This is a genomic window from Streptomyces sp. SID3343 (assembly GCF_009865215.1).
In the GTDB taxonomy this organism is placed as follows: domain Bacteria; phylum Actinomycetota; class Actinomycetes; order Streptomycetales; family Streptomycetaceae; genus Embleya.
In genome coordinates this window covers 1-12,415 of sequence record NZ_WWJX01001117.1, presented here as the reverse complement: position 1 = coordinate 12,415, position 12,415 = coordinate 1, and the positions used below count along the sequence as shown (strand labels likewise).

Annotated in this window: 7 protein-coding genes; 2 read left to right on the top strand and 5 right to left on the bottom strand. The window is 71.7% G+C overall.

The window, feature by feature from the left end; genetic code table 11:
• Both GT354_RS34625 and GT354_RS34620 read left to right on the top strand, forming a co-directional pair.
• Window positions 1-951 (top strand): right-handed parallel beta-helix repeat-containing protein (locus GT354_RS34625; RefSeq protein WP_161355136.1); only part of this gene is annotated, 951 nt, incomplete at its 5' end.
• A 213-nt stretch (window positions 952-1,164) separates the two neighbouring features.
• On the top strand, window positions 1,165-2,220 hold the full coding sequence (locus GT354_RS34620) for a TIGR03617 family F420-dependent LLM class oxidoreductase (RefSeq protein ID WP_161360338.1): 1,056 nt from the start codon (window positions 1,165-1,167) through the stop codon (window positions 2,218-2,220).
• Window positions 2,221-2,238: 18 nt separating this feature from the next.
• On the opposite strand, the gene GT354_RS34615 is transcribed toward GT354_RS34620, so the two are convergent.
• From GT354_RS34615 to GT354_RS34595, 5 genes are all read right to left on the bottom strand, one after another.
• The gene (locus GT354_RS34615; protein WP_161360337.1) at window positions 2,239-4,467 is read right to left on the bottom strand and encodes a hypothetical protein; all 2,229 of its coding nucleotides are present in this window, start codon (window positions 4,465-4,467) and stop codon (window positions 2,239-2,241) included.
• Window positions 4,464-6,887 (bottom strand): hypothetical protein, encoded by a 2,424-nt coding sequence (locus GT354_RS34610; RefSeq protein ID WP_161360336.1) that lies wholly within the window; start codon window positions 6,885-6,887, stop codon window positions 4,464-4,466. Before GT354_RS34610 ends, GT354_RS34615 begins: the two co-directional genes overlap by 4 nt.
• On the bottom strand, window positions 6,880-8,508 hold the full coding sequence (locus GT354_RS34605; protein WP_161360335.1) for a hypothetical protein: 1,629 nt from the start codon (window positions 8,506-8,508) through the stop codon (window positions 6,880-6,882). The genes GT354_RS34610 and GT354_RS34605 overlap by 8 nt, the downstream gene beginning before the upstream one ends.
• Complete coding sequence (locus GT354_RS34600) at window positions 8,509-11,988, bottom strand: AAA domain-containing protein (protein ID WP_161360334.1); 3,480 nt, start codon at window positions 11,986-11,988, stop codon at window positions 8,509-8,511.
• The coding region (locus GT354_RS34595) for a hypothetical protein (RefSeq protein ID WP_161360332.1) at window positions 11,985-12,415 on the bottom strand (431 nt) is incomplete at its 5' end. The genes GT354_RS34600 and GT354_RS34595, both read right to left, overlap by 4 nt.

Genomic DNA, 12,415 nt, shown 5'->3' with positions numbered 1-12,415 from the left:
GTCACCGCCGTCGTCGCCGCGCTCACGTACGCCCCGACGGCGGCCCACGCCGCCTCGACCGACGCCGCGTCGGTCGTGCTCGTCTCCACCGCGTCGCAGCTCAAGGCCGCGCTGGCGGCGGCGACGCCGGGCGACACCATCCGCCTCGCCGACGGCACCTACACCGGCAACTTCAAGACGACCAGGCCCGGCCGCGTCGACGCCCGGATCACCCTCACCGGATCCTCGAACGCCGTCCTGCGCACCAACACCGGCGGCGGAAACGCGCTGTACCTCGACGGCGCCGCCTACTGGACCGTGCACGGCATCACCCTCACCCACGCCCAGAAGGGCATCATGATCGACGCGGCGCCCGGCGTGCTGGTGGACTCCGTCACCGTGCACGATCTGACGATGGAAGGCGTCCACTTCCGCGACTCCAGCAGCGACGGCGCGATCGTCGATTCCCGGATCTACGACACCGGCCGGGACGGCCGAGGCATGGGCGAGGGCGTATACGTCGGCACCGCCAACACGCTCTCCGATCGGAGCGACCGGGTGCAGATCCTGCGCAACGTCATCGGGCCCGGAGTGGGCGGCGAGGCGGTGGACCTCAAGGAGGGCACCACCGGCGGCCGAGTCGCCGACAACACCTTCGACGGCACCGGCCTGACCGGCCACAACTACGACGACTCGTGGGTCGACGTGAAGGGCAACGGCTACCTGATCGAGCGCAACACCGGCCGCAACACCACCAACGACGGCTTCGAAGTGCACTCCCAGGCCCCCGGTTGGGGATGCGGCACGATCTTCCACGCCAACCACGCCGACCTGACCGGCGCGACCGGCGCCGACCGGTGGGCGATCAACACCGTCAACCACAGCGCCGCGTGCCCGACCACCGTCACCGCGGACAACACCTTCACGGGAGGCAACGGCCTGGTGAACCCGGGCGTGTTGGTCACCCCCTGACGAGAATCCACGCCTTCGGGTCCCCAGGGGGCGCGAGGCCGCCCCGCCTCCCGAGGCGTTCCCGGCCCGGGTCGACGGCCGGTTTTGCCGTCACCCTGTACGAAGGCACCAGCCAGGTGCAGAAGCTCATCATCGGCCGCGACCTCACCGGCGTGAACGCCATGGTCTGAACGATTGCCGCCGCCGTCGCCGCCACGCAGGGAGAACTCGTACATGACCACCTACCCGCGCCCCACCGGGCCGCTGAAACTGGACGCCGCGATCGGCACCGCGCCGCGGATCGTCGAGGCCGCGGTAACCGCCGAACGGCACGGCATCCACCGGGTCCTCGTCCCCGAGACCGCCCAGGATCCCTTCCCGCTGCTCGCGGTGGCGGCGTCTCGCACCACCACCGTCGAGGTGGCCACCGGGGTGGCCATCGCCTTCGCCCGCACACCGATGACGTTGGCCTCCAGCGCCTGGACACTTCAGGGCATCTCCGGCGGTCGCGCCGTGATCGGCCTGGGCTCGCAGATCAAGGCACACATCACCCGCCGCTTCGCGATGCCGTGGTCCAGTCCGGCGGCCCGGATGAAGGAGTTCGTCAGCGCCACCCGCACCATCTGGAACAGCTGGCAGACCGGCGCGGAACTCGACTTTCGCGGCGAGTTCTACAGCCACACCCTGATGAACCCGTTGTTCGACCCCGGCCCGCTGGAGCAGGGCGAGCCGCTCGTGCTCATCGCGGCCGTCGGACCGCTGATGGCGGCCACGGCCGGCGCGGTCGGCGACGGCGTGATCTGTCACCCGTTCGGCACGGCGCCGTATGTCACCGAGCAACTCGCCCCGGCGGTGCTGGCGGCCCGCTCCAAGGCCGAGGCCGAGCAAGCCCCGTGGACCAAGCGGCCGTTCGAGATCGCCGGCAACGTGTTCGTGGTCACCGGCCGCACCGAGCAGGAGTACGAGCACAGCCTTGCCGGTGTCCGTGAGCGCCTGGCCTTCTACGGATCCACCCCGGCCTACCGGGCCGTGCTGGAGCACCACGGGTGGGGCGCACTCCAGGAGGAGTTGCGCGCGCTGTCGCTACAGGGTCGCTGGAAGGAGATGGGTCGGCTCGTCGACGACGACGTGTTGAACGCCTTCGCGGTGGTCGCCGAGGACCCCGCCACGGCGGGCAGACTCGTTCGCGAGCGCTACACCGGCGTCTACCACCGAGTGTCGGTGGCGCAGGCCCCCGAGTCCGACCCGGCCCTCGCGCTGGATGTCCTCGACGGCATCCGCCACGGCTGAACCGACCACCGCGAACGGCTACCGGGGTGCGCGGGCGGTGCTCGGGCTCGGGCCGGGTCGGTTCGGTGCGGCGGTGGCCGCGCAACGTCGGCACGAGCGATCCGAGCGGTCGCAGTGGCCACACGACGGGCAGATGTGGGTACGGGCGCGAAGGTGACACGGTTCGGCCAGCAGATCCTGGCCGAACGTGTGATCCAGATGGTCCCCGTGACCCCCGGTGCCGCGGTCCGCGCCGACGGCGAGCAGGACCGCGTACGACGTACCGCACCGGCCGCAGCGGCGGTTCTCCCAGGACACTCCGCACGAGCACACGCAACGGTAGGTGAGGCCGTCACGCGCCTGGAAGTCCCGGGCCCGTGCGGTGCACACGGGACAGCTCGGCAATCGCCCCAATTCGTCGACCGCGTCGCGCAGTTCAAACTCCAGCGGATCCGGCGCGTGGAGCCCGCCGGCACCTCGGCGGCCCGGGGCGCCTCCCGCGCGCAACGAGCGCAGTGTGGTCGCCAGCGTTCGCCACTGGGCCTCGGACGGCGGCCGGGTCGGCAACAGGCTCTCGTCGGGGCCCACTTCGAGCCAGTCGTGATTTTCGGCGAGTCGACGGGCCAGGCCGGACGGACAGCGCACCGACCGGGGATAGTCGGCGAGCGGTGCGCAGTCGAGGGCCGTGCGCAACAGCCTGGCCACCCGCGTGACGCTGTCCACGTCGGTGGGCCCGACCGGGACCAGGGCGGGTAGCGCGCGGCCGTCCCCACGGGTCCCGTGGGTGCTGTGCGCCGCGGCGCGCACGGCAGGCGGCAGCCGAGGGCGTTCGCCCGGATCGGCAGGGTACAGGACGGCCACGCGCGGTTCGGGCGGCGTGGGTTCGGATGGACGCGGTGCGGAGGGCACCTCGGGGGAGGGGACCCACAAAGTCTCCAACCACGCCTGCACGGCCCCCGGTTCGGGCACGGCGGTGACGGCGTGCGCGAGCGGGACCACGCGCAGGGTCGGTCGGGCGTCGACCACGAGCGTGAAGGTGTCGTCCGCGAGGTCTCGACGCAGGACGACCGATGCGTGTCGGTGATGGTGGAAGCCGAAGTCGTCGAAGCCGGGGGCACTGTCGAAGCCGTCGGCGTTGTCGGAGTCCTCGGTGCCCGGTGATTTCGGGGACAGACCGAGTTGTTCGAGGGCTCGGACCAGGAGCAGCAGGGAGAACTCGGAGAACGCGCGGCACCACACGTCCGTCTCCCCGGCCGCGTGGGATCGGTCGCGGGTTGCGTGCAGCCGCACGTGCGTGTTCCACAGCTCGTGGCAGCGGCGGTAGTCGTCGTGGTTGGCGAACAGGTTCGTCGGGCGCAACTGCGGCCGGCCGTCGTAGGGAACGCGGATCGCGCGGCGCAACGGCGAGTCGAGCAGCGGGCCGAGTCGGTGTCGCAGGGTTTCCAGGCGGGCGCGAGCGGCATCGACGCGTTCGGGGAGCCGCGGATCGGCGAGCAGTACGGCCAGGGTTCGGTAGTGGTTGTTCCGATCCTGCCATCGCGGCCGGTCGGCGGTCTCGGCCAACAGACGTCGGCCGCGTTCGACCAGCCGGCCGATGCTGTCGAGTTCGGCGACGCGCGCCGCCACGTGCTGCCACAGGCGGTCGAGGAGCGCCGCCACCACCCGATTCTCGTACAGATCGTAGTCGGGCACCTGGATCGGGACGAGCAGCCTGGAAGGTTCGACGCCGTGCAACCGGCGGGCGGCCCACGTCTCGGAGTGCGCCGACAGGTGTACCGCCGTACGCCACGTGATCCGTCGGGCGCGACCGGCCCGCACCAGGACGTCCTCGGTACGCAGACGCGCGTACGGAGACGCGCAGACCCGCTCCAGACCGCCGAGTTCCGCGCGGATCGCGTCGTCGAGCGGGTGCGGATCCAACCGGGTGTCGTCGTCGGCGATCAGCGGCGGTGTCGCGGCCCATCGCGCCGGCGACGCACCGTCGCGACGATCGGCGGTCACCGCGTTCGCGATGCGCACCACGTTGTCGAGGATCAACGGACCGGGCAGCGCCCCGGGACCGTGCTCGCCCTCCCACCGGAGGGGGCCGGCCGCTCGCTCGGCGCCACGAAGGGCTGCCGCGTCGACAGCGACCCCGCCCGCCGGTGGGGCGCTCGGCTCGGCTCCCGGGTCGTTCACGAGTACGTATCGGCCGAGCAGCGAACGCCCCGTCGGGGCGGCGACGCGACGTCCGGTCAGTCGGTCCCTCGGCGTCTCGGCGGAGCTCACCACACCCCCCGGTCACGGATCTCGTTTTCCAGGAATTCCAGCGCGTCCGTGGGAACGCTCGTGGTGCTCAACCGTGGCCAGGCCTGCTCGATCTCGGCCTGGATCTTCTCCAGTCGGGGCGCCGCGACCTCCCGGCGACCGCGTACCTTGCGCAGGATCCTGGTGGTGAGCAGATGGTCCGCGGCCTCGCCGATGTCACCGCCACAGGCCCGCACCACCGGCACGAACTCGCGTGCCTGGCGCGGGAGTCGGCTGCCCCACGAGACCTGTAGGTCGCGCCGCAGGACGTTGCCCAGTTCGTCGTCCAAAAAGGCCAGAACGGTCTCGGCGTCCTGGTGATACCGCTCGCGCGCGTCCGCGAACGCCTTCGACAACGCCTCCATCGAGAGCGGGGCGATCGGTCCGGCCCGGGGCGGGCAAAACGACACCGGCCGGTCCGGCAGTTCGAGCACGTGGGCGCGGTCGTACGTCTTGTCCGCGAAGGTCACCGTCGTCTCGTCGTTGTTGGCGGTCCCGATGAACCACACGTTGTCGGGCAGCACGAGAGCACGCCCCTCGTGCAGCAGACGCGGCGCGGGACCCACCTCCGAGGTCGTCAGGGGCAGGATCTGTGGGCCGCGCGCCCGCATCTCCAGGGCGTGCAGCACATCGCTGAAGTACTGCTCAGGGTGGGACAGGTTCATCTCGTCCAGCACCACGAGGAAGGGCCTGGTCCGAAACGCCGGAAGTTGTGCCCGATACAGCGCCTGGGTGAACTCGCTCTCGTAGAACTTGCGCTCGAACGCGTTGTAGTAGCCCATGAGATCCTGGGGCCCACGCCATTCGGCCGCCACCGCCACGGTCGCCGAGCCCGCGCCGATGGCCTTGGCGAATTCGAGCGGGAGCGCGGTCTTGCCGATGCCGCTGATGCCCTCCAACAGGTGGAGGCGACTCGCCGCCAGTCCGCCGAGGAAACAGCGCAGGTCCCGTTCGGAGTAGAACAGGCCCTTGCGACGGGCGATGTCCTCGCGGATCCGGACGGCCAACGCGGCGAGATCGGGGACCTTGGCCGACAGTTGGGGCTGCTCGGCGAATCCGGCCCGCTCGTCCAGGGCCGTGCACGCCGGGAAGGCGGACCGATGCTCGGGATCGGCCTGTAACTCGCCGTATCGAGCCGCCTGTTGGGCTATCTCGGTGCGCAGCACGTTGTTCAGCCCTTCGAGTGCCTGGTTCACCACCCGATTGGTCTCGCGTTCGGCGACCGCGATACGACCGGACGCGAGCAGGCGCCGATGCTCCTCGTTCTGCCGCAACAGTTCCTCGCGTTCGGCGACCCACTCCTGATGGCGAAGTTCGAGTTCGCGCAATCGCTCCTGGTCCTCCGGGGGACGGGCGGCCAAGGTGTGGCGCAGTTCCCGGTGGTCGGCGCGCAGGCGTCGCAACTCCGCGGCGACCTCGGGTATCGATCGGCCCTCGAAATCCAGCGCCGCCGCGTCCAGGGCGGCGAGTTGCCGGCCCCGCTCCTGCGCGATCTCGACCGCCTGACGGTGTCGATCCCGCCAGGCGTCCCGTTCCAGACGACAGGTTTCGAACTCCAGGGCAACGCTCGCCTCGGCCTGGCGGCGCACGTCCACGCGCTCGGATTCCACCTCCTGCTCGCGTGCGTCGAGCAGTCGCTCGCGTCGTTCGTGAGAGCGCTCGCGCTCCTCGATGCGCGCCTCGGCCGCGTCGAGCCGCGCGGACCGCGAGTGGAACTCGGTCTCGGCCGCGCCACGCCGATCGGCGATCTCCTCGTCCCGGCGCCGCGTCTCGGCGTCCGCGGCGGTACGCAACCGCGCCAACTCCTCGCGCAGGCCCGCGATCCGGTCCCGGCGATACTCGGCGAAATCGGTGTGCGCTTGCTGCTCCAGCTCGAACAGGCGGGCCTCGTCGGCGGCACACCGGCGGATCCGCTCGACGAGTTCGGCCTCGCGCTCGTCGATCCGGCTTGCTCGCGCCCGCAGCGCGTCCTCGTCCGCCGCCACCCCCTCGACCCGGGCCCGATGGGCGACCTCCCGGCGCTCCTCCTGTTCCGCGAGGTCATTGCGGGCGCGTTCCAGGCGCCGGATCTCCTCCCGGTGCTCCTGCTCCCGCCGCCGCGCCAGTTCCCGGGCCCGGAGCGCCTGTTCGACCGCGGCGCGCAGGTCGTCCACCCCCACCTCCTCGGCGACGTCGTCGATGTCGACGTCGTCGCCGAACGACGGTTGCTCGGGCGCCGAATCCCGCTCGCCCGCGGTGAGCGCGTACGCCTGCTCGACCAGCGCCACCGCGTCGTCGGCCGTCGCGGGCTCCCGGTCGCTTCCGCGCTCGTCGCCGGGGCCCGGATCCCGGGCTCCCGCAGCGGCCGAACCGGAACCGCGTTGCACGCGGACCCGGTGTGCGGACTTGGGACGTTTAGGCATGCGCTGGTGGTCCTTCCCGTTCCGGGGTGAGCAGTAGTACGGTCCGGCCGGCGTCGAGAGCCAGGTTCCGGCACAGCTCGACCAGCTCCGGCGCGGACGGTGAACGCTCGCTGTGCGCACCGCCGTTGCGCACGGAGTTGATCGTTTGGAGCTCGCTCAGCAGGGCGGGTCGACGGCGGGCGAGGTCGCGCAGCGGGTGGCGGTGTCGGTCGGGTGCGGCCGCGTCCGCGGCGGCGATCAGCGCCCACGGCACGATGTCCTTCGGCGAACCCTTGGCCACGCGCGCGGACACTTCCCTGTCCAGGGCCGCGGGTCGCTCCCGTGCATCGCGCAGGACGGTGTTGAGCCGCCGGATCACCTGGGTGTCACCGAACAGGTCGGTCAGATCGGTCAGGCCCACGTCGGCCGCGTAGCCGCGAAGACGTGCGCGCGTGCCGGTGTCGGTCAACGCCCCCGCCGCGGCCAACCAACCGGGTACGACCGGGCGGTACTCGTCGACCACGCGCCGAAACAACTGCTCGTAGGCGCGGACGGTGTCGCGTACCACCGTCTCCACGGCCGCCGCCTCCTCGCCCCGGGCGATGCCGTCCGCGACGCCGAGCAGCAGTTCCATCATCTGCGGGTGTCGTCGGATGTCCTCGCCCAGCCGCTCCACCAACGCGGCTTCGGCGCGCCGACGCACCTGTCCGGCCAAGCGCGCGTAGCGCGCGTGCAGACGCGTGTCGGCGGCTCGGGTGAGGCCGGACAGATCCTCGGCCAACCGCGGGTCCGCGGGCAGTCGACCCAGGATCAACTGCTCCAGCATCAAGGCCGGGTCCAGACCGAACGGGTCCCGAACCAGGCGCCGGGCCGGGCCCTCCCCGCTCCCGCCGTCGAGCTCGACCCAGGTCAGCAGGTACTCGGCGGTCGGCGGCCGGATGTCGGCGATCCGCGAGACGTCCTCGGGAAGCCGCCATTCGGTGTGCATGGCTTGGAGTTCCTGATCGGCCCGGTAGGCCTCGGGGCTCGGCTCGGCGGATTCGGCCGAGCGCGCCGCGGTCTGTTCCGCCCGGGCCAGGCGGTGTGCCCGAATCGCGTCGACGACCTGTTCGACCCGCGGCGGCACGGGCCGCGTCGGCGGCTGCGCGATCACGTAGGCCGTCTCGCGGCGAGGGTGGCCCGCGCCGGCCAACCGCAGATCGACCTCGTCCCGGCGTACCCGTGCCACCGGTTGGACCCGAAGTTCGGTGGACACGCGCGGCCACAGCTCACCGGTCGCCGGATCCTGGAAGACGTGCGTCACCACCAACTCGGGCGCTCCGACGACCGCGTCCGACGTGGTGGCGCGCCGCCCGGCGCTCGTCGGCGCACCCGAGGCGTCCAGTTGCCCGCCGGCCCGCAACTGCCGCATCACGTAGGCGCACAGGTCGACGTCCTGATGGATCCGCCGGGCCACCTCACCGGGTTCGCGCAACCCCGCGCGGCACAGCGCCAAGATCACCTTCTCGAAGATGTCCAGTCGTCGGACACGCACCACCGGCGCCGTCACCCGGTAGACCCACACCGGCCAGCACAGGAACAACAACCCCCGACCCCGAGGCGGTTCGTGCAACAGCAGGACACCCCGCTCGACATGAAACACTCAGCGCCCCCGAGCCGATCCGTCGATGGGCAACAACACCCCGTCGTCGCCCTGGCACATGCTCAGGAAGTCGGTGAGGGCGGCCACTTCCGGCGGAGCGACGTCGGGCCGAAACATCGCGTCGTCGCCGGCCACGACGAGCAGCCGTTGCTGCCGACTCAACGCGACACACATGCGATTGCGCAGCGTCAGGTGACCGTACGCACGCCGCACCCATTCGACATACGCCGAGTGTCGCGCGTGGTCGGGCTCACGCGCGGCCGCCTTGTCCGGCGATATCGCGGACGAGCGGGTCACCGACAGGAACGAGACGTCGAACTCCTTGCCCTGAAAGGCGTCCACCGTGCCGACCAGCAGGCGGGTACGTTCCGCGCCGTTCGCATCGCGCAACAACGCCTCCACCGGTCGATACCCGCGTCCGCTGCGCACCGCGAGCCCGACGGCGACCAGTTCGTGCCACAACAGCCGCACCTGCGCCGCGTAGAAGCTGATCACCCCGAACGTGAGGTCGGGTCGATCGGTGGTCAACCGCTTGAGCTCCGCGGCGATCCGTTTGGCCTCCACCGGGCGGGACTTGCTGCGCCCGGCCACCTCCCGGCCGGCTTCGCCGGGAACGCGCAGCCAGGCCGCCGGACGGTCGGCGTATCCCGGCAGGCCGTGCGCGAACGCGGAGTCCGGTTTGGGCGAGGCGAGCGCGCCGTCGTAGAAGTTGCGGCCGACGAAGTCGCCGAGTGTGCGATGCATCCGAAACTGGGTGTCGAGTCGGACCGCGCGCGGCGCCTTGGGATCACGGGCCAGCAGGCGATACAGCTGCTCGAAGACACTGCGCCGCAGGGTGTCGAGCTCGTCGGTGCGTTCGCGGTCCCGCAGTTCCCGTTCGATGTCCGGCTCCAGCATGTGCGGGAGCTGGCGGTGATCACCGACCAGCACGATGCGGCGGGTCGCCATGGTGAGCGGAATCAACAGGTCGAGCGGGTTCGCCCGGGCCGCCTCGTCCACGATCACGGTGTCGAACCGCACCGGCCCCGAACTCACCTCCTTGGCACCCGCCACGCCGCGCGAGTCGGCCTGTTGACAGGTCGCGGCCAACGACGTGGTGTAGAGCCGCAGTGTGTGCAGGACCGCCTGCGGGTCGCCGCGCAGGTCCTCCAGGTAGTCGGCCAAGGCTCGGTCCACGCCTTCGTCGCCGTCTCGGACGCGATCCTCCAGTTCCGCGACGACGGTGTCCAGCAGTCCGAGCACGTCGGCTCGCGGATACGGCTCGACCAATCGTCGGGTGGGCACGAGCCGATCGAGCAACGCCGCCCGAACCTCGGCCAGTTCGGCCAAGAACGACGGGACGATCCCCTCGGGAGCCTCGGCGGCGCGCCGGACCACGTCCACGTGGGCGGGGTCGATCGCATCGACGCGCCGCAGCCGCGCCAGCGCGACGGCCGCGGTGAGGGGGCCGTCGTCGGCGAACGCGGCCGGCACGTCGCGCAGGCCGCGGACCGCGCGCAGCGTGCTTTCGCGCGTGGGGTCCACCTGTAGTCGCGCGGTGCGACGGAGCACGTCCAGGTCGGTTCGAAGATCCTCCAGTTGCTCGACGAGAGAGTCGGAGCACAACCCGCGCACCCGGGTGACGACGCGTTCCAGCAGCGCCGGCAACTCCTCGACCGCAACCGGGGCCAGCGCGTACTCGCTCGCCTGGCGGGCGACCTCACGCAGCGCCAGGGTCAGCCTGCCGCCGAGACTGCCCTCCAACTCGGCCTCCAACGCGTTCAGCGTCTCGAAGCGCCAGGCCGCGACGTGTTCCATCGAGCCGCGATCTCGCGAGTCCACTTTGATCGCGGGCAGATTCCACACCTTCGAGCGCTCGACCAGATTGTCCACGGCCGCGTGTTGGAAGCTGGTCAGCAACATGCTGCGGCTGACCACCGCGTGCGCCTTTCCCTGCTCGGCGAGTCGCACCTGGAGAGCGGCGATGAGCTGCGTCTTGCCGGTGCCGGGCGGGCCCTGGATCACCGCGACGTCCGGGGTGTTCAGCGCCGTCTCCAGGGCCAGGCGCTGAGCCGGGGTGGGTTCGCCCTTGAAGCAGGCCCACGCGGCCGGACTGTACTCGCGAATCGGTGGGTGTTCGCGGCCTCGCACCGACTGCCCCTGCAGGAGCGGAAGCAACTGGGGCAGCGGGATGTCCTCCCGAAGCACCCGGTCCAGCGCCTTCCGACGCCGCTCCAGGCGCCGTCGATCGCCGGCCGTCGCGGCGTACAGAAATCCCGGTGCCGCGGGCAACGCCCGGGCCAGACTCGGCCCCACGCCCGCGACCCGGCGCTCGCGGTCCGTCGAGCGCAGATCCACCGTGCCCTCGGGCTCGTCGACGGCGACCACCACGCCGACGTCCTCACCGCGGCCGACGGGAAGCGACAGCAGGCCGCGATCGTCGGCGAAGGCACCGCCGGGGTGAGTGCCGTCCAACCCGTCGGGCCGATCCCGAGCACACTCCAGCTCGAACTCCTCGCCCGCCTCGACCGATTCCGCCAGATGCCGCAGCATCGCCCGTTGCCGCGCGCCCCCCTCGCCCTCGACATCGAGCCGAAAGCGCAGCAACTCGGGGGAGCCGTCGACGCGTTCGCAGTACGCGTACTCCAGGCAACCGAACTCGCGCACCCGGCCGAGTGCGTAGCGATCCTCCAGATTCTGATACTCGCGCCAGCGGGCCAGGAAACTGTCGTCCCGCTCGCCCGCCTCCAGTCGGCGCAACTCGCCACGCATCCGCTCGCGCAACAGCGCACCGACGGAGGCGTCGGTGAAGTCGAGATCGCCGTGCACCAGAACCAGCCGTTGGCCGTCCTGCGGCAGCATGTCGTGCCGGCGGATCCCGGTGACCCGCCATCCCAGTTCCGCGCGAGCGAGGTCGACGACCAGTCCGCCGCCCACGAGCCGGCCCGCCTCCGGCTCGGATAATTCCTGGCCGGGCCGGGCCAGGACGAAGAAGCGACACGGCGCGGGTCCGCCGGGCAACGCCGGCAGCGAGACGCGCTCGCGCAACAGGGCCGGCACGCCGGTGCCCGCCCCGTCGCGCGCGCCGCCTTTGGTGACCCGGCGCAGCACGTCGATCATCCGGTCGTCGAGGCCGATGGTCATCCTCGTCGGCCAATGCCGGGTCGTGTCGAACACGTGTGCTCGCACCCGTAGCCACGAGTGCTTCGGCCGATCCCCCTCCTCGTGCGAGTACACGACCGCGACCGTCGCGGAGGTCTCCCGGACGAGCCGGTGCAGCAGTTCCGCGTCGGCGGCGCCGCGCGGTCGCACCGGCCAGGACGGCCCGCCGTTCGCGTGCGGCAGCCAGGCCGACACGATCGTCGCGTCGCGGGTGAGCACCACCTCGCGCCCGACCGGGTCGGGCGGCAGCGGTTGCGAGACCGGGCCTGACAGTTCCACGAACAGCGGCCGGCCGGGCAGCGGGCCGAGGATGCCCTCACCGCCCGGGTTCCCGCTCATCGCGCACTCGTGCGCTGGGCGGCGAAGCGCAGGAACCGGTGCACCCGGTCCGGCGGTCCGAACCGCACGGTCCAATGCCCCGCCGCCGAGATCGGGACCTCGACGGCCTGGCCGCGGTGCAGCGCGAGCCGGCGATCCTCGACCGGATGAGCGAGGTGCACCGGGTGTCGGCTCGTCGACTCGACCGTCACCGTCGACACTCCGTCCCACCGCGCGACCGCGATCACCTCCTGCGCCTCGACCGTTTCCCCGGACGGACCACCGTCCAGGCACACGAGCGCGTCCCGCGCGCGAACGGCGACGGGTTGCCCGGCGGTGAGCACCAAGGTCGCCAACCGCCCGGTCTCGCCGCCCGCAGCCAACCCCGGCACCCGCGCCCGAGCCGGCACGCACGCGTACGCGTCGAGCCGCGCCAGCAGCGGCCGTG